A 24607-nucleotide genomic window follows, 5' to 3' on the forward strand; every position below is an offset into this window, starting at 1 on the left:
GAGAGGAAGCAGGCATGAATACACACAAACAAGAAGATATTCAGCTTGTGATTATTACAGGAATGTCAGGTGCGGGGAAAACCGTCGCCATTCAAAGCTTTGAAGATTTAGGCTACTTTTGTGTTGATAACCTGCCGCCATCACTTTTACCAAAATTCCTAGAGCTCATGAAGGAATCGAATTCCAAGATGAGCAAGGTCGCTCTTGTGATGGATTTGCGCGGACGCGAATTTTTTGACAGCTTAATTGCCGCCTTAGATGAAATGGGTGATCTTGACTGGATCACGCCAAGAATTCTATTTTTAGATGCAAATGATAAGGTGCTTGTCTCAAGATACAAAGAAACGAGACGTTCGCATCCACTTGCGACAACAGGTTTGCCGCTCGAAGGAATTGAAATGGAGCGCGAGCTGTTAGAGGAGTTAAAAGGCCGGTCTCAAATGATTTTTGATACATCGGATTTAAAACCGAAACAGCTGCGAGAAAAAATTGTCACGCACTTTGCCACGAATCAAGGACAGGTGTTTACAGTAAACGTGATGTCCTTTGGCTTTAAATACGGACTGCCGATTGATGCTGATCTTGTCTTTGACGTGAGATTCCTGCCGAATCCTTATTATATTGAGAGCATGCGTCCACAGACTGGAAACGATGAAGAAGTGCGCTCCTATGTGATGAAATGGACTGAAACACAAAAATTCACAGAGAAATTAATCGATCTCCTCAGCTTTATGCTTCCGTCCTATAAACGAGAAGGAAAAAGCCAGCTTGTAATCGCCATCGGCTGTACAGGCGGACAGCATCGATCTGTGACGCTGGCCAACTATTTATCGGAGTATTTTAAAAACGATTACTATACACATGTCACTCACCGGGACATTGAAAAGAGAAGCAGAAAATAGATGACGACACTACCAAAGGTGGTCATTCTTGGCGGCGGCACTGGCTTATCTGTTTTGCTCAGAGGGCTTAAAACGAAGCCAGTGGACATTACCGCTATTGTAACAGTTGCTGATGACGGAGGCAGCTCAGGCAGACTGCGGCATGATTTGAATATTCCCCCTCCAGGTGATATTCGAAATGTTCTTGCGGCTCTCTCTGATGTTGAACCGCTTGTAGAAGATTTATTTCAGCACCGTTTTAACAAAGGGAATGACTTAACAGGCCACTCACTCGGCAACCTCATTCTTGCGGCCATGACAAATATAACCGGTGATTTTTTTCATGCCGTCACTGAAATGAGCAAGGTTTTAAATGTGAGAGGAAAAGTATTGCCAGCAGCGAACTCAAGTGTTGTTCTTCATGCGGAATTAGAAAATGGGCAAATGGTGACAGGAGAATCGAAAATTCCGACCTATGGTGAGCGAATTAAACGAGTGTTTCTCACACCCGATACGATTGAACCACTGCCAGAATCCATTCAAGTCATTCGTGAGGCGGATTTAATCGTCATTGGGCCTGGCAGCCTGTATACGAGTATTTTGCCAAACTTGCTTGTCCCGCATATTGGAGAAGAAGTGATTCGCTCTAAGGCGAAAAAAGTGTATATATGCAATGTCATGACGCAGCCGGGGGAAACGCTTTCCTACAGTGCAGCTGATCATGTTCAGGCATTAAATGATCATATGGATCGTCCATTTATCGATACGATTTTTGTGAACAATAAAGAAATTCCAGAAGAAATCAAAGCAAAATATGCAGAAGAACAGGCACAGCCTGTCCAATTCGACACAGATGCACTGAAAGCAATGGGACTAGAAGTGATTCCTGGAGAAATCATTACATATGACCAGCATGTCATTCGTCATGACACGCTGAAAGTAGCCTCGCTGCTTGTCGATCTGCTGCAACAGAAAAAATAGGAATGGGGGTGGCAAGGATGTCATTTGCATCCGAAACAAAAAAAGAGCTGACTAATCTGGACGTGAAGGACTGCTGCACAAAAGCAGAGCTTTCTGCCCTCATCCGTATGAACGGTTCATTATCTTTCTCTAATCGAAAATTGATTTTAGATATACAGACAGAGAACGCAGCCATTGCAAGACGGATTTATACGCTGCTCAAAAAGAAATACGATGTGACAGTCGAACTGCTCGTCCGTAAAAAAATGAGATTGAAAAAGAATAACGTGTATATTGTCAGACTGGTAGAACGAGCGAAAACCATTTTAGAGGATTTAAAAATATTAGGTGAGCAATTTGTATTTGAGCGCAATATTTCAGAAGAACTTGTGAAGAAAAGATGCTGCAAGCGCTCCTATATGAGAGGTGCTTTTTTAGCAGGCGGTTCTGTGAATAACCCAGAAACGTCCTCCTATCACCTTGAGATTTTTTCACTATATAAAGAACATAATGATGCCCTTTGTGAGCTGATGAATCAATTTCATCTCAATAGTAAAACACTTGAGCGCAAAAAAGGGTACATTACGTACATGAAGGAAGCAGAAAAAATCACGGAATTTTTAAGCGTTGTGGGTGCTCATAACTCACTGCTTCGCTTTGAAGATGTGCGGATCGTCCGAGATATGAGGAACTCCGTCAACCGGCTCGTCAATTGTGAAACAGCAAACTTGAATAAAACGATTGGTGCATCACTGCGTCAGGTCGAGAACATTCAATTCATTGATGAAAAAATTGGACTTGATGCCCTGCCGGAAAAGCTTCGTGAAATTGCCAAACTGCGAGTCGACTATCAAGAGGTCACGCTGAAGGAACTTGGAGAAATGGTGGAAAGCGGCAAGATCAGCAAGTCAGGGATTAACCACCGTTTAAGAAAGCTAGATCAAATCGCAGAACAATTACGAAACGGACAAGCTGTTACACTCAAATAGGAGAATGAAAAAGGGAGGCAGATCATATGGTGGAAAAAACGGTCACCATCCAGCTGAAAACAGGCTTGCAGGCACGTCCAGCCGCTTTGTTCGTACAAGAAGCCAATCGCTTTGGTGCTGATATTTTTCTAGAGAAAGATGGGAAAAAAGTCAATGCGAAAAGCATTATGGGTCTCATGAGTCTTGCGATCAGCTCTGGGGTTACTGTCACACTGATTGCAGATGGTGCAGATGAACAAGAAGCCATTGAGGCGTTAACAGATTTTATTAATCAAGAAAACTGAGTCTCTTCAAAGGCTCAGTTTTTTTAGGAGGGAATGTCATGATTCAATCAGCTTTTTTACAGAAGGTCGGATATGAAGGCAAGTCCATCACCTTTAAAGACTTGCCTGTATTATTAAAAAAAATGGCCTATACCTTTCCGTTCGAAAATAGATCTGTTTTGAACAAACAATCCTACGCTTTGAATCAAGAAGGGTTGAAGCAGCATCTTCTTGAAGAAAACAGAGGAGGTCTTTGTTACGAGCTCAATCCTCTCTTATACTATGTGTTAAAAGAGGCAGGGCTCTCTGTACAGCTTCTTCAAGGCACAGTGTATAACAAAGAAGCGGGTACGTGGGCAATTGATGGCACGCACGTAGCCATCATGTTGAAGCATCACAACGAACACTTCCTCATTGATGCGGGGTTTGGTGTGAATTTACCTCTTCAGCCTGTGCCTTTTACAGGAGATTGGGTGGAAGGAGCGTCAATGCGGTTTCGCGTCAAAGCTGAGGAAACCGAAAAAGGGACACATCTGCTCCAATTAGATAAGGGAGATGGCGCTGAAACAGGCTATGCTTTCACATTGAACGAGGTGGACGAGGCTGTATTGGCCCAAATGAGACACGAGATTTATGAAAATGAATCCTCTCCATTTAACAAAAGACCGCTTGCGTCAAAGCTCACGCCAACAGGACGTGTGATCGTTACTGAGGATCATGTCACCACACATGAACATGAAGAAGTGTCGAAAAAGCCGCTGCTGATTCCTTTTGAGGATTACGTGAAAAAGCTTATACCGTAAACCACCATACGAAAAGACAGCCCCAGATCAAATAGGGCTGTCTTTTTTATTGATTATCGAATACGGGTGAAAGTCGCATAATGGTCTGTTGTTTTGTAAATGAGCCAGTCGCTTGAATACACAAGACGGTCTGCATTGCGGAAGCCTGAAACGTAGTTGATGTCTGCCTCACGCCATGTTCGGCCGCTTGCTGAAGGAAGACGTCCCTCCCGGTTTGAGAAAATATCTCCACCAATGCTTTTACCTGGCGCCACCTCGGCTAGATTTCCCTTAGATGCCACCCATCCGAGAGCACTTGCTTGTGATTTCGTAATGTAGTTATCAGGCAGTCGTTTGTAGCGAATTAAATAATCTGCTACACCATCAAACGTATTAATGACGGCAAGGGTACGCACATCTGGCGTGAGCTGAATAGAAGCAGTTTCAGTTGTGGCTGTTGGTGTAAGAGGTGTTTCTGCATGAGCTTGCTGCGGGACAAATCCAGAAAACAGAATAGCAGCGATCAGAGCGAACATAGTAAAAACCGAACTCAATCTTTTCATCTTCATCCTCCTATTAAGGAAATCGGATGCCGTCCTCTTGATGCTTGTCTAGCTCATATTATAGCACCCGAACATGAAGGAAATGTAAAGAATCAGGATCTTTGCTAAAATGAGTCTTTTCTCCTGATGTTTTCTAAAGAAATAAATAAAAAGACGCAGTTTCTGCGTCTTTGCTGTTCAAGATGAAGCAAGCTCCTTCACAACATCAACAGGCGCCTTCCCATCTATTCCATGAATCACATTATGAATGGCTCGTTTCAGCATGAGATCCCTTGTTGTTTCAGTAGCGGAACCGATGTGAGGGGCTAGGGTGACATTGTTCATCTCTTTGAAAGGATGATCCTCTTGAAGCGGTTCCTGCTCATACACATCAAGACCAGCGCCTTTGATCCATCCCTCCTGAAGTGCTTGAATGAGGCTTTTTTCATCTACTGTTTTCCCGCGGGAAATGTTTACAAATAAAGCCGTTTGCTTCATTAACTTCAATTCTCGTTCCCCAATCATATGATATGTTTCCTCGGTCAGCGGTGTAATCAACACGATGATATCAGCTTGTTTTAAAAGATCATCAAGTGCACAATAGACAGCGCCATACGCCGATTCAGCCTTTTCATTCCGGCTTCGGTTATGATAAAGAACGTTCATATCAAAACCATGTGCTGCCCGTTTGGCCACTTGTTCTCCGATACGTCCCATGCCAATAATACCGAGCGTTTGGTGATGTACGTCGATGCCAAAGATCTCTTCTTCCTGTACGAATTTCGTCCATTTTCCTTCACGGATAAAACGGTCAAGCTCGGCGATTCTTCGCGCAGAGGAGAGAATGAGCGAAAAGGCAAGGTCAGCCACGGTATGATCGAGCGTATAAGGAGTGTGCGTACCAATCACGTCTCTTTGCCTCATCGCTTCTATATCAAAATTGTCATAGCCGACAGAGTTATTGCTCACCACCTTGAGTTTTGGTGCGTGATCTAACAGCTCTTGATCGATTTTTGTTCCAGACGTTAAAAGACCATCAGCGTGCTGCAGCTTCTCAAACAACATGTCTCTTGGAATAGGGTCTTTGGATTGCCAAACCTCGTATGTACAATGTTCCTTTAGCATTTCCTCAAAAGAGGCAGGCAAGGGTTTGGCGACAAAAATGTGTGGTGTCACAGTCAATTCGCTCCTTTCACATGGTCATCTTACTCCTTTTATTATAAAGCAACCATTTCGGCAGAACACGTTTGAATGTTAGCAGCTCAATATTTAATATACTGAAATAACGGTAAAGAAAGACATTTTCTTAGTGAAAAAGTAGATTCTTATGCCATCTGATGCATTTTTTATCTATATAAAAATAAGCTGATAGTAGATGAGACATGTGAAATTGCAAGATTTTACGAGAGATTATCTGACAAACTGGAAAATAGATAGAGACTTTTTGATAGAAAATTTATTATATTTGAAATGTATTAAACGGGATGGTCATTTTCTACTAAACCATTTTATTGTCTTTTGGTGTGATGAGAACAATAGATTGAAAACAAACCCGCGAAGCCGTTGGGATGCAGCGTAAAATAGAGAAAATGATGATATTTCTTCTCATCGTTTTCTCATTTTTTTCTTTTTTTTCTATCATTTTTCTTCTCTATTCTTGAGAACACAAGAAAGAAAAGGAGGACAGGCACGAGCTTACGTTACTTAAAAAAGATGGGAGATGGCAAAATGGAGTCAAAATTAGAACAGATTCTTCAGCACAATTCAGAGTTTGTGAATGAGAGACATTATGAGCCTTACAAAGCGGGGAAATTTCCTGAGAAAAAACTGGTTATTTTAACGTGCATGGATACCCGTCTATTGGAATTATTGCCGCAATCTATGGGACTGCGCAACGGGGATGCAAAAATCATTAAGAATGCAGGCGCCATCGTGACACATCCGTTCGGCAGTGTGATGCGGAGTATCCTGCTAGCCATCTATGAGCTAAAGGCAGAGGAAGTATGCATTGTAGGGCATCATGAATGCGGAATGGCAGGTCTTGCGGCGGACCCTTTACTTGAAAAGGCGAAAGCACGCGGAATCGAAGAGAAATGCTTAAGCATTGTGAAAAACTCAGGAGTTGATTTAAAGGGCTGGCTGACAGGCTTTGATTCAGTTGAAGAGAGCGTGGCCCAAAGTGTGAAATTAGTGAAAGAGCATCCACTGATGCCAAGTGATGTGGCTGTTCATGGACTGGTGATTCACCCAGCAACAGGAAAGCTGGATGTCGTTGTGAAAGATAAACTGATTGACCCGCAGTATACCTAAATCATCTACACATACTTGAAGGAGGCCAACACATACCATGCGTTTTTATGGGAGATTTGAAGGGTACAATTCATCAAAGTTTAGACGCGATTTAATCGCTGGGCTTGTCGTGGGCGTTGTGGCAATTCCTTTAGGCATGGCATTTGCCATAGCATCTGGTGTCGGACCAGAATATGGATTATACACAGTCATCGTTGCCGGCATTTTGATTTCATTGTTTGGTGGTTCAAAGTATCAGATCGGCGGGCCGACCGGGGCGTTTGTTCCCATTTTATTCGGGATCGTCAGCCAGTACGGCATTGAAAACTTGCTCATTGCCGGTTTTATGGCAGGCTGTATGCTTGTATTATTCGGAATATTCAAATTAGGAAAGCTCATGAAATTTATTCCTCGTCCGGTTATCATCGGTTTTACTGCTGGCATTGCTGTCATTATTTTTTCAGGACAGATTGCCAACTTCCTCGGATTAAAGGGTGTTGAAAAACATGAAAGCTTTTTCCTCAATATGAGAGAAATCGTGGTCCATCTTGGTACCACAAACAGTCTCGCCATTATCACAGCCGTCATCGGGCTCATCGTGATTTTGGCGGCACAAAAATACATTCCCAAAATACCTGGTGCTCTATTAGGTTTATTGGCTTCTACGTTTCTCGCCGTTCTCTTTTTTCAAGGACAAGTTGAAACGATTGGCTCTGCATATGGTGAAATCCCTCGTCAGCTGCCAACCTTCGCTTTTCCTGAATTGACGATTGAAAAAATGATATACCTCCTGCCTCCAGCAATTGTCATTGCGCTTTTAGGCGGCGTGGAATCGATTTTGTCCGCAATGGTCGCTGATAATATGAAAGGCTCTAAGCATGACAGCAATAAAGAGCTTGTGGGGCAAGGAATTGCCAATATGGCGGCACCGCTTTTCGGAGGAATTCCAGCGACGGGAGCTATTGCCCGAACGGCAACGAACATAAAAAATGGCGGGGCAAGTCCGATTTCTGGTGTGGTGCATGGCGTTGTCGTCTTACTGATCTTAATGGTATTTGCGCCGTATGCGTCGATGATTCCACTTGCTGCAATGGCACCGATTTTAATGTTTGTTGCTTGGAATATGAGTGAGAGAAAAGAGTTTATCAATATTTTGAAAGTGAAAAATGCTGATTCGCTTGTACTTGTCGTAACCTTCCTGCTCACAGTGATTGGTGATTTGATTATTGGCGTCACTGCTGGTCTCATTTTAGCGTTTATCGCTTTTATCAAAAAAATGAGCCAGACGACCAATATCCATACAAATGTCGCCGTTCCTCAAATGGAAACAGCAGCTGCTTTAGAAAAACAGACAGAGGAGAAAGGGATCAGTATGTATTCCATTGAAGGGCCGCTCTTTTTCGGAACAACAGATTCATTGGAAAATTCGATATTGGACCATGTTCAAACAAAACCGAAAACGCTCATTCTGCTTATGAATAAAGTCAATTATATGGACACATCGGCAGAAGCGGTTCTAATGAATATCTCCAATCGGTTAAAGCATCATAATGGAAAGCTGATGATCGTTGGACTTCAATCACAGCCTAAGGAGCTTTTGCATCGAACAGGTCTATTCCATCATATCGGAAAGCAGCATTTCTTTGAACGAACGGATGACATCTCACCACAGCATCTTTAAGGCGTAAAAAAACACGTGACAGCTTGGTCACGTGTTTTTTACTGGCTCTTTTTCTCCAGAAAAACGCTTTGTGAGTTTTTGTTGATGAGCGCTGAAGACCTCTTCTACTGTGACATCATATTGATCTGCTAAAATGAGGAGATTTGCTAAAACATCTCCCATTTCTTCAATGAGTTCTTTCTTCAGCTCAGATGATTCCTGTCTCTGCTCATCAGGCCGGTCTCGTCCGATTTCTATTGCTCTAACAGCGCGAGCGAGTTCTCCCGTTTCTTCCATTAAGAAGCCTAACCGGATAAACGGTCCGTATTCTGTCCAATTTCTCGTTTGATAAAAATCCTTGATCCACTTCTCCATCTCAGTTGTTTGCATTCTCTTTATACAGCTCCTTATATGGTGTTCACTCTTTTGATTTTACACTATATATAGAAGAAACGGCTGTTTCTTTACAAATCATTATAGTAGAATGAGTGGGTGAAGAAATCATAGAGAGAGATGGGGCTGTTTTGATGAAAACGATTTGTGTGTTTGCTGGTTCGAATCCAGGTGTAAATGATGTCTACAAACAAAAGGCTGTAGAGCTGGGTGCTTATATGGCGAAGCAGGGCATTCGTCTTGTTTACGGCGGATCGCGTATTGGGTTAATGGGCGCGATTGCCGATGAGGTCATGAGACATGGCGGACAAGTGATCGGAGTCATGCCTAAGGGGCTTTTTAGAGGAGAAGTCGTGCATCAAGAGCTGACAGAGCTAATTGAGGTAACAGGCATGCATGAACGAAAAGCGAAAATGAGCGAGCTGGCCGATGGGTTTATTGCGATGCCAGGCGGCTTTGGTACATATGAAGAATTATTTGAGGTGCTGTGCTGGGCACAAATCGGCATCCATCAAAAGCCGATTGGATTGTATCAAGTGAATGACTACTTTAATCCGCTCATAGACATGGTGAAATTCAGTGTACAGGAAGGTTTTTCGAATGAATCACACCTTCAATTGTTACATGCTTCGAGTGAACCGGAGGAATTAATCACGCAGATGGCTTCTTACCAAACACCGTCTCTTCAGCAGAAATGGACGGAGCTGTCTTAAAGTATATGTCAATCACAAAAAACCGTCTGTTCAAGGAACAGACGGTTTGTGTTGTGATCATTATTTTTGGTCTTCTGTATTACGGGTCAAGACTTTGTCAATGAGTCCGTATTGAAGTGCTTCTTCCGCTGTTTTGAAGTTGTCACGATCTGTATCGCGCTCAATGACTTCAATTGGCTGACCAGTACGTTCAGCAAGTACTTGGTTCAGTTTATCCCGTAAAGAAAGGATTCGTTTTGCCGCAATTTCAATTTCAGTTGCTTGACCTTGAGCACCGCCTAGTGGTTGGTGAATCATGACTTCACTGTTTGGAAGAGCATAACGCTTACCTTTTTCACCAGCAGCAAGCAGGAACGCACCCATAGATGCAGCCATACCAATACAAATAGTTGATACCTTTGGTTTAATAAATTGCATCGTATCGTAAATGGCCATACCAGCTGTGATTGAACCGCCAGGGCTGTTAATGTAGATAGAAATATCTTTTTCTGGATCTTCAGCTTCTAAGAAAAGCAGCTGTGACACGATGGAGTTGGCAACATTGTCATCGATCGCAGAACCAAGCATGATAATACGGTCTTTTAAAAGACGAGAATAAATGTCGTAAGCTCTTTCCCCACGATTTGTTTGCTCAATGACTGTAGGTATTAAATTCATAATGTTCCTCCTTCACCTTTTAGGTAAGTATGTAATTCAATGATACATTTTTGGTCAATAAAGGTCAAACAAAACGCTGACCTAAATTCAAATACCCCTATCCATTTTCCCCAAAATCATTCCACTTCAAACCATCATATTAGTGTATGAATACAAAGTAAGAAAATACATCATCATGACGAATGATTAATCATTGCTTTCTTGCAGCATTTCCCTTATAATTTGATATGCTGACGTTCAAAAAACATATCGTGCGCTCGTAGCTCAGTTGGATAGAGCGGTGGTTTCCGGTACCACGTCTGCCGGGGGTTCGAATCCCTCCGAGCGCGTACTTGACCTTGCTAGGTAGATAAGATAAAGGTCTGTCATGAACCCTTCTTCATATGGAGAGGGGTTTTTTGTGTTCATTCGGGTTTATCGTTCACTAGGGAGAGGGAAGTGAAAAAATGATCTGGTTGCAAGCCAGCAACATTTATCCAGTATAATAAAGTAACCCCCATTCTTATGTTAAGAGTGGGGGTTACTGCTTTAGAAAAAAGGGTTACCTGCCTTTCTGGCCTTTCCTGTAAATAGCCGCAGGTATAATTGTAAGAAGAACAATGATAAATCCAATCACGGATACAGTATTTTTTATTGTATTGTCATTCACAGTGAAGTTTGTCACGATCATTGCCGCTAGACAAAGAATGATAATTAAATAACTGTATTTCTCCAAGACTTTCACAAAATATCCCTCCAATATGAAGCTGAAAATAATATTATGACTAATTATACAAAAATAAATAATAAAGGGTTATATTGGATGTTTGCTCGTGAGAAGGCGTTATGTTCATGTCCCTTCATGAAATACTGGACGTAAGACTCATTTCTTCCCTTTTCAGGCGTATTTGTTGAGCCGGCTTGCTGTATATGATTAACATGGAAGGGAATTGACAATGAGGAGGAATTTCTTGTGGCGAAGATTTTATTGATTACGTTTCCAGCTGAAGGACATGTGAATCCTATGTTAGGAATGATTAAATCATGGGCGGATCGAGGCGATGAAGTGCATGCGGTCACAACTGTACATTATGAGGAACGAATCAAACGCTTAGGCGCTCACGTACATATACATCCAGACTATATTCGGACATTACATGTGGAAGAAGGAGATTTAGATTCTATGCAGCCGTTCTTTCATGCCATGCTGCAAACGTCATATGATATTTTAGAGGTGGTGGAAACACTTTCCGAGAAGCATTCATTTGATTTGGTCTACTTTGATATGTTTGGGGCAGGGGAGCTTGTTCGAGATTATTTGCACATTCCGAGCATTGGGTCCAACCCATCTTTTGTGCTGCAAGAGGCGCATTTTGATACACCGCTATACAGAAAGGATGAGAAAGCCGATCATCTATTAGAAAAAATACAAGAGCGTTTTGGCGTTCAGCCAACTCGTTTGATGCAATTTATGAAAAACCGTGGAGAACTGAATATCGTCTATACAAGTGAATATTTCCAGCCTTCTGTTGATTCATTAAACGATTCGTTTATTTTCATTGGACCGAGCTTTCTAAAAAGAGCCGACCAGTATGATTTCCCGCTGGAAGCACTTGAGCAAGAAAAAGTCGTTTTTATTTCCATGGGCACCGTTCTTGGGGATACAGAAGCATTTTTTAATATGTGTATAGATGCTTTCGAAAACTTTGACGGAAAAGTGATTATCGCAACAGGTGAAAAAGTAGATCGTTCTCTCTTAAAAGAGGCGCCTGCTCATTTTCTGATCGAGCCTTATGTGCCGCAGCTTGAAGTGCTCGAACTGACAGATGTGTTTATAACGCACGGCGGGATGAATAGTGTCAATGAAGGGATTCATTACCACGTTCCGATGGTCGTCATTCCAGTCGATAAAGATCAGCCGATGGTGGCACAAAGACTGACCGAATTATCTGCTGCCTGTACACTTGATAAAGATCAGCTGACACCAAATCAGCTAAGAGAAACTGTTGAGAAGGTTTTAGGCAGTGACACGTACCGTGCGGGGATTGAGAAAATTGAAGAAAGCTTCCAAGCAGCAGGTGGAACAGAAAAAGCATTAAAGGTGATTGATCAATTTATACAAGCGAAACAGACTCAATCATGAGTCTGTTTTTTTTATGAAAAGACGTTGTATTTCCCATTTCTGTATGCTAATATTCAATTCGTAATCATTTCGATTAATAATCGTAATGATTACGATAATGTTGAATTGGGGGAAGTACATATGAGTGATCTACCTGTTTACATAAAGAAGAAATATGAGAAAAGGCATCCCTACGTGTCATACACCTTGATGCTGTTTTCAGTGATGGCTTGTTTTTTATTGGCCTCATGCTCTGAAAACAAAGCATCCTCCAGCAATGATAGAGAAGAAGATGAGCTCGTGTATGCAAGTACAAAAGATATCAGGGACATCAATCCTCATCTATACGGTGGAGAGATGGCTGCTCAAAATATGGTGTTTGAATCGCTTGTCGTCAATACAGAGAAGGGCGTTCAGCCTGCCTTAGCGAAAAGCTGGGACATATCAAATGATGGAAGGACCTATACCTTTCATCTTCGAAAAGGTGTGACTTTTTCAGATGGTGAGCCTTTTAATGCAAAGGCAGTGAAATTGAATATTGATGCTGTTGTCAAAAATATTGAAAAGAACGCTTGGCCTAATCTCGTATCTGAAATCAAATCCACAAAGGCGGTAGATGACGATACATTTGTTCTCACGTTGAAAGAGCCTTATTATCCTACGTTAGAAGAGCTGGGCTTAACACGCCCCTTCCGTTTTATTTCTCCGAAAAGCTTCATTGATGGAACGACTGCAAAAGGAGTTAAAAGCTATGCAGGTACAGGTCCTTATGTGCTAAAGGAACATAAGAAAAATCAATATGCCGTTTTTGAAATGAATGACCACTATTGGGGGCAAAAGCCGAAAATTTCAACTGTGAAATGGAAAGTCATGCCAGATCACCAAACCATCTTACTTGCGCTTCAAAAAGGAGAGATTGATCTTTTATTTGGAGCAGATGGTGACATGATTGATGGAGACTCATTCCAGGCTTTAAAAGAAGCAGGGCAATATGGTGTCACCGTTAGCCCTCCTGTTGGTTCAAGATCGATTGTGATTAATTCAAACCAGCCAATCACAAAAGATCCGAAAATAAGAGAAGCTTTTCAATACGCCATTCAAAAGGACATGATCACTGAAGGCATTTTAAATGGAACGGAAAAGGTGGCACACACATTGCTTGCTCCTTCTGTCCCTTACGCAGATATTCCACTGAAAAAGAAAACTTATCAAAAGAAGAAAGCAGAGGAAATATTGGATGAGGCAGGCTGGAGGATGAAAGAAGACGGGTATCGCTATCAAAATGGCAAACTGCTGAGTGTGGCTATTTACTATAATTCCGATAATGCAGGGGAAAGAACGATTAGTGAATCGATTCAACAAGATTTCAAGCAGGTGGGGATCAAGCTGGATATTAGAGGAGAAGAAAAACAGGCATTCTTAGATCGCCAAAAAACAGGAAAGTTCGATCTGATGTACTCGCTGTCTTGGGGGCTTCCTTATGATCCACAAACTTATGTCTCTTCATTCCGTGTAGCATCCCATGCTGATTATCAAGCTCAATTAGGACTGAAAAAGAAAAAGTGGCTGGACGAGACGATTACGGAAGTATTAGTAGAACCAGATGAGCAAAAGAGGAAACAAATGTATCAAGAAATATTGACGTATATCCATGATGAAAATGTCTACCTCCCAATCTCTTATTCTGTGACAAAGGCTGTTTATAATAAGCGCCTGAAAGGCGTAGGTTTTCATGTGTCTCAGTATGAAATCCCATTTGACCGTATGTATTTTGCGTCATAAAACGGAGGTAGAGACATGACTCGCTATCTCTTAAAACGAATACTGATGCTTTTTCCGCTTATGATCTTCATCACCTTCTTTGCTTTTGTACTGCTGACGATGCGGGCAAGTGATCCAGCAGAGGTCGCTTTGCGGGTGAATCAAGTCACTCCAACAGAAGAAATGATTGAATCGATGCGGCAGGAGTTAGGCTTAGACCAGCCATTTTTCATCCGCTATGCCACATGGCTTAAAAATGGATTAACAGGTGATTTTGGCAGGAGCTATGTCACTCAGGAGCCCGTTTTTGATCTTATCATGGAGGCGCTGCCTGCGACATTGCAGCTTGCAGGAGCAGCGCTCTTTTTTATCATAGTGCTCAGTTTATTGTTCGGGGTGATCTGTGCATATGCTGCTCACACTTGGGTGGACCGTTTATTGAGAGCCTTTGTGTTTATCGCCGCTTCAATGCCTAGTTTTTGGCTGGGGATTTTGTTGATTTGGCTTTTTTCTGTCAAATTCAATTGGGTTAATACGAGTGGAATGGAAGGATTCAAATCGATTCTTCTTCCAGCTGTCACATTATCATTTGGCTACTTATCGACCTATGTGAGACTGATACGCAATCAAATTCTAAAATTTCAGCATGAGCCCTTTGTTTTTTACGCAAGAGCACGTGGTTTAAAGGAACGAACCGTTCAACTGAAGGTCATGAGGCATGCCCTGCAATTAGCGGTGACAGCACTTGGCATGTCTATTCCAAAGCTCATTGCGGGAACTGTTATTATTGAGAACCTTTTTGCTTGGCCAGGGGTTGGCCGGTTGTGTGTAACTGCTATTTTCCATGCTGACTTCCCTATTATTCAAGCCTATTTGTTTGTGATGGGGTTCCTGTTTGTTATGTGCAATCTCATCGCTGATATGATGCAAATGACCATGAATCCGCAATTGCGAAAGGAGGTATGACAACAATGATAGGGTGGCATCAATTAAGAAAAGACCGTATGGCGAGTCTTTCAATCTGGCTGTTAGTGCTTGTCGCATTAGCTGGACTGTTTGCACCAGTGTTAGCACCACATGACCCAACAAATACGAACATTCTTCAAAAATATGCCGGTACCAGTCTTACTTACCCACTCGGAACGGATCATCTAGGGAGATGTGTATTATCGAGGCTTTTATATGGCATTCGGACAACAATGCTTGCAGCTATGCTGACGATGTGTATCACGATGCTCATTGGCAGCGCACTTGGACTCATGGCAGGCTTCTTTCGAGGAAAGGCGGATGGGGTTTTGATGAGGCTGTGTGATGTCATGCTGTCCTTTCCAGCAGAGGTGATGATTCTTGCGGTTGTGGGAATACTCGGACCTGGACTATTCAATATTATTTTGGCCAATGTCCTAGCGAAATGGGCCTGGTATACAAGAATGATTCGTTCGTCTGTCCTTCAATATGCGAATGAACCTTCTGTTCAATTTGCAAAGGTGACTGGCGGCAAACCCTTTTACATATTGAGGAGACATCTATTTCCTCGCATCTCAGGAGAAATTGCTGTTTTTGCGACACTTGATGCGGGCTGGGTGATCTTAAATATATCAGCACTGTCTTTTCTTGGATTAGGTGTGAGTGCACCTACACCAGAATGGGGCATGATGCTCAACGAGGCGAAGAATGTCATGGTAACACATCCAGCCCATATGCTTGCGCCTGGACTTGCCATCTTGTTTGTGGTCATGGCGTTGAGCTTTTTAGGAGACAGCCTTCAGCATGCCGCGAATCCTGCCATGCATCATACCAGAAAGAAAGGGGTGAGGACATTTGCCTTTAATCGACGTAAAAAATCTGTCCGTACATGATCCACAGCAGCAAAAGAATATAGTGACGAATATCACATTTTCTTTACATCAACAACGCTGTTTAGCCGTCATTGGAGAAAGTGGCAGTGGAAAATCAACTGTCGCCAAAGCGTTAATTGATCTTGGCGCCCCTTTGCTAGAAGTAGAAGGAACGATTATTTTTGACGGCAAAACATTAACAAATCAAGAAGCGCATCAATGGCGGGGTAAACGAATAGGTTTCATCTCACAGGATGTCATGAATGCATTCAACCCTATCGAAACGATAGGTCATCAAATGGTGGAAACATTTCAGCAGCATTTGGGCTTACGCGGGAAAGAAGCAAAAGCACATGCTATGGCTGGGCTTACACGTGTCCATTTAAAAAATCCATATGATTTGATGAAAAAATATCCGTATGAACTGTCTGGAGGAATGCTTCAGCGTGTGATGATTGGCATCACGATGATGCTTTCTCCAGACATGATCATTGCAGACGAGCCAACTGCATCACTTGATGCCTTTAATGGGCGTGAAGTCATCAGACAATTACACAGCCTAAAGGAAGAAACGGGTGTTACCTTAATCGTCATAACGCATGATCTAGGCGTCGTTCAGGAAATTGCTGATGAATTGATGGTTATGCACCAAGGAGTAATGCTTGAGCATGGGTCAGCCAAGGAAGTGTTCACATCACCCGAGCATCCCCAAACAAAGCATTTACTTGAGACGAGGCTTCGATTATCTGCCCCTACTGAAGCACTGCGGCAGCAGAAGAGAGTGGAGGCGTTTCCATGTTGATCACAGCTTTCGATCTAGTCAAACACGGTGAGAAGAAAGGTCTTTTTTCAAAACAAAAGAAACCAAAAGACCGCATATCAAATGTTTCGTTTCAAATCGAAAAAGGACAATGTGCCGGATTAGTCGGTGAGAGCGGCAGTGGCAAAAGTACATTGGCACGTATCCTGCTCGGTTTAGAAAAAATAGATGGAGGCGAGGTACAGATTGATGGTATGACAGCTGACAAATGGCGGAGGGTGAATCGGGGGAAAATGAGTGTTGTCTTTCAAGATTATCTATCTTCTGTTCATCCCTCCTTTACGGTGAAAGAGATCATAGCAGAACCGATGCGTTTGTTAAAGCAGAATCAGAATCTGGATCAGAAGGTTTTGTCATTACTTGAGCAAGTCAGGCTGCCCTCGTCTGTGCTGAATCAATATGCTCATCAGCTAAGCGGTGGTCAGCTCCAGCGAGTGTGCATCGCACGAGCTATATCAACGCACCCAGCCATTCTTATACTAGATGAAGTCTTGAGTTCACTGGATGTCTCTGTTCAAGTACAAATATTGGAGCTGCTTGAGACATTAAAACAAGAGCTAGACATGACCATGCTTCTCATTACTCATGATGTAGAAGCAGCAGTGTATCTATGTGACCACCTTCTATTTTTACATGAAGGAAGCCTAGTGGAAGAATGCAAAAAGGACGAACTGTTTGAAGTGTCCCATCCATTTACACTCCAGTTAATCGACTCACTTATGCCATTTCAGCTTGACAAAAAATAACCAATCTTTTATCGTATACGTAACAAACAACGGAAGGGTGACCCAATGCAATGAAGTACTAATCCTATGACCTGTAAGCAAAATGAACGAACGAAAGCAGTGAGCAAACGATCAGTTTGCCATGTTTGCTGCGTTTTCATTTTTTAGCTTCGGAATAGGATGGTACAGCTTGGGAATCAAAAAATGAAGTGATTGATACGTGGGATGTGTGTGTTCAAATATGAACGGCACACCATACTGGATCAATCCGCTTATTTTTGTACACCATTTTGCCTCCTATTCTGAGAATGGGAGGCTTTTTCATGTCTCCTGATATGAAAGGAGAGGATTGGATGTTATTAAAAGCCAATCAGTTAAAGGTATTTCGAAAAGATCGCTTGTTATTTAATATTGAGGAGCTCGCCATCCATCAAGGTGACCGCATTGGTCTTGTAGGGATAAATGGCAGCGGAAAAACGACTTTATTGCATGTGCTGGCAGGACAGGAAACACCAGACAGCGGCACGGTTGCCGCCACAGCGGTCTGTACGCTGCTTCCTCAATTGAAACAAGGAGACGGCAGACAGAGTGGCGGTGAAATGACCCAGACTTATATTGAAAGAGCATTAAGCCGGCCGTCTGCCCTTTTATTAGCAGATGAACCGACCACTCATTTGGATACGGAGCACATTGAGTGGCTGGAAGAAAAGCTGCGTCATTATCAAGGAGCTCTCATTGTTGTTTCACATGATCGTGCTTTTTTAGATGCAATATGTACGGAGATTTGGGAGCTGGATCATGGGAAGCTACATCATTACAAAGGCAACTACACGCATTTTGCACAGCAAAAAGAGCTGGCACATCGTCAGCAGGTGGAAGCGTATGAAGCCTATACACAAAAGAAAAAACAGTTAGAGCATGCACTGGAAAAGAAAAAGAAAAAGGCGGACAAAGCGACAAAGCCCTCCCAAAAGGTGAAATCCTCAGGACCTAAAATTGCAAAGCCCTACTATGCAAATAAGCAAAAAAAACTGCAAAAAACAGCCAAATCCATTGAAACAAGGATGGAGAAATTAGAAAAGGTGGAGAAGGTAAAGGACATTCAGCCCATTCAAATGACTCAGCATACGATGAAGGAAACAGCAAGCCGTACCATTTTGAGAGTGGAAAATGTAGATGGCAAGGCGGGAGATAAAGTGCTTTGGAGGCAGGCGAATGTGGAAGTGAGGGGCGGAGACAAAGTTGCCATTATCGGAAAGAACGGGAGCGGAAAAACAACATTTCTCCGTATGTTAGTGAATGGACATCCTGGAGTTACTCGTTCAGAGGCTGTCAAGCTAGCCTATTTTCGTCAGGATCTGTCAGGATTGAAGGTAGATGAATCGATTTTACAAAATGCGCTGAAAGAGGCGGTTCAAGATGAAACAGTGGTTCGAACGGTTTTGGCGAGACTAGGATTTAGAGGGGATGATGTGCACAAGCCTGTTGATGTATTAAGCGGGGGAGAACGGGTGAAGACGATGCTTGCTTCCTTACTCGTCAGTGATGCCAATGTTCTCATGCTGGATGAACCGACGAACTTTTTAGATCTGGCGGCAGTTGAAGCACTTGAAGGTCTATTGAAGGATTACCCAGGTACCGTTGTGTTTGTTTCCCACGATCGCAGGCTGATTGAGGAGGTTGCCACTCATATTTTCCATATTCATGAGGAACGTATTGAAGCATTTGACGGCACATATGAAGCCTATAAACAAAAGGAAGAAAAACCAGTTGTGACAAATAGAGAAGAGGAGCTTCTGTTAATTGATATGCAGCTGTCTGAAGTGCTCAGCCGTTTAAGTATTGAGCCGTCGCAAGAGCTTGAAGAGACATTTCAAGCATTATTGAAACAAAAAAAGTCTTTGGAGGCATAAAAGAAAACCCCTGTTTACTCTACAGGGGTTTCAGCGCGCGGACAAACCCTCGCATTCTTTGTCAGTCCTGCGTGCCGGTGCTCACGAATGTACAATTCGCTCCGCTCCAGTACTCGTCCTTCCTAGACTTCAAAGGTTTTCCATCACGCTGAAAAGAAGACAAAGGGCTAAAATAAAGATCATTTTAGCCCTTTGTCAACAATCTGAGACCCCTGTTTACTCTACAGGGGTTTGTTCATGTCGTTCTTTTTTTAATTGTTCAAGTTCACTCACTGTGACGAGCTGGTAGCCTTGTTTGGTGAGTTCATGGATGATCTTTACTGCTGCTTGGGCTGAGCTTTCATAAATATCGTGCATTAACACTGTTCTGCCATCTGCTGCACGTGAGAGAACGCGGTTTGTGATCTGCTGGCTGTTGCGGATTTTCCAATCTTCAGGATCAACATCCCACAAAGTGACCTTCATCCCAATTGCATGATTGATATCTTGATTTGTACCGCCATATGGTGGTCTAAAGTGCGTAGGTGTATATCCGCTTGCTTTCTCAATCAGCTGCTGGGTGTCCTTCACTTGTTTCACCGCTTCTTCTAAAGGCAGTCTTGTTAATAAAGGGTGATTGTAGGAATGGTTTCCGATCTCATTCCCGCCTTTTAAAATATCGGCAAGCATTCCAGGGTAATATTGCACCCTGCTGCCTAATACGAAAAAGGTGGCATGTCCTTTATTTGCCTTCAGCGCATCTAAAATTTTTGAGGTTGTCGCTGGATTCGGACCATCGTCAAATGTGAGTGCGATGGCTTTTTTATTCGGGTCAAGCTTTGATTTTTGCGGCAGCTTGACGGCTTTTCTTTTTGGATTCGGTTCTTTCATTTCATTTTTATTTTTGAGTTTATCCATATAATCTGGCTTTAATATGTCCTTCAGCAATGTCTTTTTGATTGCGAGTGTTTGCGGCCCAAGATCCTCTGCTGCTACTTGAGATGCAGGGAAATAAAATTCTACATATTTGTCTTTCAAGGCAAATTGACTGAAGTTTTGAGCATCAGGGGCTGTTCCCTTCTGAAGGAGAGGCTGATCCTTAGATAAGGTTTTATCCTTTCGAAGCTCTGTATATGTAATATAGGATAATTTCTTTAAATAATTGGTTTTAGGCAGAAATAAATCTTTGGTGTCAAGAAAGGTTTTTTTCTGAAAATCAAAGTTAATCGTGAGATGATTGGTGGTTCCACTTTGCTGGCCAGTATACGTATAGGTCGTAAAGCGGATGGCAGCAGACTGCTTCGCATAATGCACCATTTCATAATCAATATTCAGTTCATAGCGTTTATTTTCATCAATATCCTTTGCTTCACTGAATGTTTTTTTGAAATGCTCTAATGCTGAATTGGCATAGCTTTGAATCTTGTCATCTAGCTCTTTTTGATGAAAAAGAGGATAGTTGACTGCATATCTCATAAATTTCCCGTCATTTACGAGAGTGACAATTTCCACGTTTTTATAGTTCGTATCCTGCTTTACATTTTTCTTCTCTGTACCGCTTGCTTGTTGATTTTGAAAGAAAGCAACTGCTCCAATGACGACTGCAAGCGCAAATAGGACGATACTCCATTTTCCCTTTACTGACACAACTTTCAAATCTCCTCTCATGACGGGTCATTCTTTATTAGTTTGACATCTGTTTGTAATATTTTTATAACATTTGACTTACTTTTGTAATTTTAGGGGATATTCATGTGAACTGTCAACTATTTTCCTATTAAACTAGGAGAAAAAATGATAGGCCGTACTGAGCGGCAAAAAGAACCTCCCACCCCGATGCTCCGCATATACCTTCATTAATTAAAAAAAAGGGTGTACATTGATTTTTTAGAGGCTGACGGCTATAATTTTGTTGATTATGATTCTCATTTTCAAACTGACTTTTAATGAAGAAAAGGATGACACCGATTTTGCAGGATAAGCGAAAACCGCAACAAAAACGATCATCACATATTCTGTTCTTTTTGATATTTTTTCTCGCCGTCATTGGTTTAGCGGCTGCCATGTTTTTTGCTGTGTCATACGGTGCAAAAACATTGTCTCTGCAAACGGTTTGGACAGCTGTATTTGACTACCAGTCAAATGTCACAGAGCAGCAGATCATCCATGAATTAAGACTTCCACGTGTTTTAGGGGCAGCTCTAGTGGGAGCGGCGTTTGCCGTAGCGGGTGCTCTTATGCAGGGCATCACAAGAAATCCACTGGCAGATGCGGGGATTTTGGGCATTAATGGCGGTGCGATGTTTGTGGTCGCTCTCTGTTTTGCTTTTTTCCCGGGAATACCTTATTCAGCACTGATGTTTTTTTCCTTTATTGGTGCTGTGCTCAGTACGCTGCTGATCTTTGCGATTGGAGCGGCTGGCGGCGTATTGACACCGCTGCGCCTCACTGTGGCAGGAGCGGTTGTAGCCGCATTGATTCATGCGCTCAGCTCTGGGATCGCGATTTATTTTGACCTGAGTCAGGATCTGGCTTTTTGGTATGCAGGCGGGGTAGCTGGTGTGAAATGGCCGCAGCTGACGATTCTCGCCCCGGTTATTCTGATTGTGATCGTATGGGCCATGCTATTAGGCCGGTCACTTTCCTTACTATCGCTCGGTGAAGATACAGCGGCAAATTTAGGGGTGAAAACACGGCAAGTGCGAATACTAGGAATGACTGCTGCTGTGTTATTAGCAGGGGTTTCTGTATCAGCAGTCGGATCGATTGGGTTTGTCGGTCTCGTCATCCCGCATATCGCACGAAAGCTTGTTGGTGTAGACTATCGTTTCGTCATTCCGATGTCAGCGATATTAGGCGCAATGCTGCTTGTCTTTGCAGACCTTGCCAGCCGTACAGTCAATCCGCCAAGAGAGCTTGCCATTGGCGTGATGGTGGCACTTGTTGGAGTTCCTTTCTTCTTATACATTGCCAGAAAAGAAGGGAGGAACCTGTCATGAGAGAGAAACAGCGTGCTCTTGTCGTGACAGTCGTTTTGCTTTGCTTGAGTGCGGCTGTTGTGCTGTATAGTTTAAATACCGGTACGCTGAAACTTAGCCCTGTCATGGTCGTCAAGACGTTATTTGGCTTTGGAGATTTCCAAAGTGAAACGGTGCTGTTTGACTATCGTCTGCCTCGAATTGTGGTGACGATGTTAGCTGGTATTGGTCTTGGCATTGCTGGCGGCATTTTGCAGAGCTTATCCCGTAACCCGCTGGCCGACCCTGGGATTATTGGATTGAATGCAGGGGCAGCCTTTGGCTTAATTGTGTTTGTGACATATTTTCACGCACTTGAAGGCAATCCGTCTCTTCTTATTCCGCTCTTTACGTTTGGCGGCGGACTGCTTGCGGCAGCGGTCATCGTGCTTCTTGCATATGACCGGCATGAAGGGCTTGTTCCTATCCGTCTGATCTTAGTTGGCATTGCGGTTGCTGCGGGATTTAGTGCACTCACCTTATATTTGTCATTGAAGCTGGATGAAGATACATATACGTTTGCTTCAAGGTGGCTTGTGGGCAATGTATGGGGGAGAGACTGGATTCATGTGCTGGCGCTTCTGCCTTGGATTGTATGCCTTGTGCCGCTTACGCTGATGCAGACAAACACGCTCAATGCATTGACATTAGGAGATGCTGTCGCCTCAAGTGTAGGTGTACGTGTCCAGCGTAAACGTCTTCTCCTCTTGACCTTAGCGGTAGGCCTCGCGAGTGCAAGTGTTTCAATGACAGGTGGTATTGGCTTTATTGGCCTCGTCGCCCCGCATTTGGCTAGGAGGCTTGTCGGTTCACTGCATCAGTATTTTTTACCAGTTAGTGCGCTGCTTGGCTTGTTGATTTTGGTCAGTGCCGATACAATTGGACGTTCCATCTTTGCTCCAAATGCCATACCGGCGGGTGTGGTCGTGGCCTTTATCGGTGCCCCGTATTTTCTCTATTTATTAACTAAAACGAAATAAATATGAAAGAGGAACTCATCATGAAAAAACTACTAGTATTTGGATTAACGCTCTGTTTCTTGCTGCTTGCCGCTTGCGGACAACAGGAAACAAAGAATACAACAAATGAAAAGAACAATGGCACACCAAAGATTGCTTCCTTGTCTATTCATTTAACAAATGACTTGTTAGCACTCGGTATCAAGCCGGCGGGCTCTGTTGTAGGAGGAGACTTAAAAGATTTCCTTCCACATGCGAAAAAGCAGCTGAGTCAGACGAAGAAGCTTGGCATTGCAGCTGATCCAGATATGGAATCACTGCTTGCGTTACAACCAGATGTCATTTATGTTGATGAAGAATTAGCCGGACAAGACTTATCGAAATATAAGAAGATCGCCAAAACAGAAGTGTTTAATTTAAATGATGGCACATGGCGGGATCATTTGAAAAAAATCGCCAAACACGTCAATAAAGAAAAAGAAGCGGATCAATATATTAAGAATTACAATCAAGAAGCAAAAGAGGTCAAATCGCTCATCAAGAAAAAGATTGGAAACGGAAAAGTCATGGCGATCCGTGTCACAGCAAAGGAGCTTCGCGTATTTAGCATGAAGCGCCCAATGGGTCCTATTTTATACGAGGATTTAGGCCTGACACCTGTCGATGGTGTGAAAAAGCTGGACAGCAAGCGCCCATTTGAAGTGATTTCTCAAGAGGTTCTTCCTGATTATGATGCTGATGCGATCTTTGTCGTTGTCAACCGTGATGATAAAGCGCAGCAGGCATTCAAGCAATTAGAAAAGACTCCGATTTGGAAGGGGCTAAAAGCAGTGAAGAAAAACCAAGTCTATCCGATTGCCGATCAGCCTTGGCTCGATTACTCAGCTCTAGGCAATAAAATGGCATTGGATGAAGCAAAAGAGATGTTTTCTAAATAAATAGCAAATGAAATCAGGCATCATTCCGCATATAGGAATGATGTCTCTTTTTTTTGATTCGTTCTTCTATTCATTCGGCTGATGCATACATATGAGAGAGAACGAGCAATACCGCCCGTGAGAAGAGGAAAGGGAGGGGTTACAGTTGGAGATTCAAAAAATTAGTGCAGGTACAATTGCAAGGCTTGTGCTGCTTTTACTGGCGCTTGTTAACAGTGCGCTAACTGCTGCGGGAAAAAGCCCAATTCCTATTGATGAAGAAGGCGTTCAGCAATTCATCACGCTGGCCTTTCTGGGAATTACATCACTATGGGCCTATTGGAAAAATAATGATATAACGAAAAAAGCACGAACAAAAAAAGAAGAATAACACAAAAAAGAGCCTTTCATGAATCAAAGGCTCTTTTTCATCGAAGCGTCAAACGCC

At 42.8% G+C, this 24607-nt stretch carries 24 protein-coding genes and 1 tRNA gene; 20 read left to right on the top strand and 5 right to left on the bottom strand.

All coding sequences use genetic code 11. The features are described 5' to 3' along the window. The first annotated feature begins 14 nt into the window (after nt 1–14). From rapZ to AAZR19_RS17170, 5 genes are read left to right on the top strand one after another with little or no spacing between them, the layout of a single operon-like run. Nucleotides 15–902: an RNase adapter RapZ gene (gene rapZ / locus AAZR19_RS17150; protein ID WP_202738692.1), complete on the top strand. Its 888-nt coding sequence runs from the start codon at nt 15–17 to the stop codon at nt 900–902. Next, nucleotides 903–1862, top strand: a complete 960-nt coding sequence (locus tag AAZR19_RS17155) for a gluconeogenesis factor YvcK family protein (RefSeq protein WP_024423551.1) — start codon at nt 903–905, stop codon at nt 1860–1862. A 17-nt stretch (nt 1863–1879) separates the two neighbouring features. Next, a complete protein-coding gene (gene whiA, locus AAZR19_RS17160; protein ID WP_024423550.1) occupies nt 1880–2830 on the top strand; it encodes a DNA-binding protein WhiA in 951 nt (316 codons plus the stop codon). Nucleotides 2831–2856: 26 nt separating this feature from the next. Next, entirely contained in the window at nt 2857–3114 is a 258-nt protein-coding gene (locus tag AAZR19_RS17165) for an HPr family phosphocarrier protein (protein WP_024423549.1), read from the top strand. Between the two features lie 38 nt (nt 3115–3152). Further along, entirely contained in the window at nt 3153–3896 is a 744-nt protein-coding gene (locus tag AAZR19_RS17170; RefSeq protein ID WP_434703827.1) for an arylamine N-acetyltransferase family protein, read from the top strand. 53 nt (nt 3897–3949) lie between these two features. Here AAZR19_RS17170 and AAZR19_RS17175 read toward each other — a convergent pair whose 3' ends face one another. Further along, nucleotides 3950–4438 (bottom strand): ribonuclease, encoded by a 489-nt coding sequence (locus tag AAZR19_RS17175; RefSeq protein ID WP_024423547.1) that lies wholly within the window; start codon nt 4436–4438, stop codon nt 3950–3952. Nucleotides 4439–4615: 177 nt separating this feature from the next. Further along, nucleotides 4616–5593, bottom strand: coding sequence for a 2-hydroxyacid dehydrogenase (locus AAZR19_RS17180; RefSeq protein WP_041107911.1), 978 nt, complete (start codon nt 5591–5593; stop codon nt 4616–4618). 552 nt (nt 5594–6145) lie between these two features. Here AAZR19_RS17180 and AAZR19_RS17185 point away from each other — a divergent pair. After that, nucleotides 6146–6727: a beta-class carbonic anhydrase gene (locus AAZR19_RS17185; protein WP_024427680.1), complete on the top strand. Its 582-nt coding sequence runs from the start codon at nt 6146–6148 to the stop codon at nt 6725–6727. 37 nt (nt 6728–6764) lie between these two features. Next, nucleotides 6765–8387 (top strand): SulP family inorganic anion transporter, encoded by a 1623-nt coding sequence (locus AAZR19_RS17190; protein ID WP_024423544.1) that lies wholly within the window; start codon nt 6765–6767, stop codon nt 8385–8387. A gap of 27 nt (nt 8388–8414) precedes the next feature. Here AAZR19_RS17190 and AAZR19_RS17195 read toward each other — a convergent pair whose 3' ends face one another. Further along, entirely contained in the window at nt 8415–8756 is a 342-nt protein-coding gene (locus AAZR19_RS17195; RefSeq protein ID WP_025094005.1) for a MazG nucleotide pyrophosphohydrolase domain-containing protein, read from the bottom strand. Between the two features lie 137 nt (nt 8757–8893). Between AAZR19_RS17195 and AAZR19_RS17200 the strand changes: the two genes are divergently transcribed. After that, the gene (locus AAZR19_RS17200) at nt 8894–9472 is read left to right on the top strand and encodes a TIGR00730 family Rossman fold protein (protein ID WP_041107909.1); all 579 of its coding nucleotides are present in this window, start codon (nt 8894–8896) and stop codon (nt 9470–9472) included. Between the two features lie 60 nt (nt 9473–9532). Here the strand turns inward: AAZR19_RS17200 and clpP are convergent, their stop codons facing one another. Then, nucleotides 9533–10129: an ATP-dependent Clp endopeptidase proteolytic subunit ClpP gene (clpP, locus tag AAZR19_RS17205; RefSeq protein WP_024427684.1), complete on the bottom strand. Its 597-nt coding sequence runs from the start codon at nt 10127–10129 to the stop codon at nt 9533–9535. A 253-nt stretch (nt 10130–10382) separates the two neighbouring features. Here clpP and AAZR19_RS17210 point away from each other — a divergent pair. The 8 genes from AAZR19_RS17210 to abc-f all read left to right on the top strand — a co-directional run bounded on the left by AAZR19_RS17210 (nt 10383) and on the right by abc-f (nt 19287). Further along, nucleotides 10383–10458: transfer RNA gene (locus tag AAZR19_RS17210), tRNA-Arg, on the top strand. 623 nt (nt 10459–11081) lie between these two features. Then, nucleotides 11082–12251 (top strand): macrolide family glycosyltransferase, encoded by a 1170-nt coding sequence (locus AAZR19_RS17215; RefSeq protein WP_434703830.1) that lies wholly within the window; start codon nt 11082–11084, stop codon nt 12249–12251. Between the two features lie 120 nt (nt 12252–12371). Beyond that, nucleotides 12372–14012, top strand: a complete 1641-nt coding sequence (nikA, locus tag AAZR19_RS17220; protein ID WP_434703832.1) for a nickel ABC transporter substrate-binding protein — start codon at nt 12372–12374, stop codon at nt 14010–14012. 15 nt (nt 14013–14027) lie between these two features. After that, on the top strand, nt 14028–14957 hold the full coding sequence (gene opp1B, locus AAZR19_RS17225; RefSeq protein WP_218677421.1) for a nickel/cobalt ABC transporter permease: 930 nt from the start codon (nt 14028–14030) through the stop codon (nt 14955–14957). A gap of 5 nt (nt 14958–14962) precedes the next feature. Then, a complete protein-coding gene (gene opp1C / locus AAZR19_RS17230) occupies nt 14963–15850 on the top strand; it encodes a nickel/cobalt ABC transporter permease (RefSeq protein ID WP_326349846.1) in 888 nt (295 codons plus the stop codon). Then, nucleotides 15813–16631, top strand: a complete 819-nt coding sequence (locus tag AAZR19_RS17235; protein ID WP_326349822.1) for an ABC transporter ATP-binding protein — start codon at nt 15813–15815, stop codon at nt 16629–16631. The genes opp1C and AAZR19_RS17235 overlap by 38 nt, the downstream gene beginning before the upstream one ends. Further along, entirely contained in the window at nt 16625–17395 is a 771-nt protein-coding gene (locus tag AAZR19_RS17240) for an ABC transporter ATP-binding protein (protein WP_326349823.1), read from the top strand. The genes AAZR19_RS17235 and AAZR19_RS17240 overlap by 7 nt, the downstream gene beginning before the upstream one ends. A gap of 332 nt (nt 17396–17727) precedes the next feature. Next, nucleotides 17728–19287, top strand: coding sequence for a ribosomal protection-like ABC-F family protein (abc-f, locus tag AAZR19_RS17245; RefSeq protein ID WP_326349847.1), 1560 nt, complete (start codon nt 17728–17730; stop codon nt 19285–19287). 216 nt (nt 19288–19503) lie between these two features. On the opposite strand, the gene AAZR19_RS17250 is transcribed toward abc-f, so the two are convergent. After that, nucleotides 19504–20913, bottom strand: coding sequence for a polysaccharide deacetylase family protein (locus tag AAZR19_RS17250; RefSeq protein WP_326349824.1), 1410 nt, complete (start codon nt 20911–20913; stop codon nt 19504–19506). Nucleotides 20914–21236: 323 nt separating this feature from the next. On the opposite strand from AAZR19_RS17250, the gene AAZR19_RS17255 reads away from it, so the two are divergent. The 4 genes from AAZR19_RS17255 (at nt 21237) to AAZR19_RS17270 (ending at nt 24550) form a co-directional block, all read left to right on the top strand. After that, nucleotides 21237–22265, top strand: a complete 1029-nt coding sequence (locus AAZR19_RS17255) for a FecCD family ABC transporter permease (RefSeq protein WP_198527743.1) — start codon at nt 21237–21239, stop codon at nt 22263–22265. Beyond that, nucleotides 22262–23263: a FecCD family ABC transporter permease gene (locus tag AAZR19_RS17260; protein WP_041107888.1), complete on the top strand. Its 1002-nt coding sequence runs from the start codon at nt 22262–22264 to the stop codon at nt 23261–23263. The genes AAZR19_RS17255 and AAZR19_RS17260 overlap by 4 nt, the downstream gene beginning before the upstream one ends. 17 nt (nt 23264–23280) lie before the next feature. Continuing rightward, a complete protein-coding gene (locus tag AAZR19_RS17265; protein ID WP_041108498.1) occupies nt 23281–24180 on the top strand; it encodes an iron-hydroxamate ABC transporter substrate-binding protein in 900 nt (299 codons plus the stop codon). Nucleotides 24181–24325: 145 nt separating this feature from the next. After that, on the top strand, nt 24326–24550 hold the full coding sequence (locus AAZR19_RS17270; protein WP_041107886.1) for a phage holin: 225 nt from the start codon (nt 24326–24328) through the stop codon (nt 24548–24550). Nucleotides 24551–24607 lie beyond the last annotated feature (57 nt).

Origin of the sequence: Bacillus sp. Je.9.29.b (genome assembly GCF_051129925.1) — a bacterium.
Classification (GTDB): domain Bacteria; phylum Bacillota; class Bacilli; order Bacillales; family Bacillaceae; genus Bacillus; species Bacillus safensis.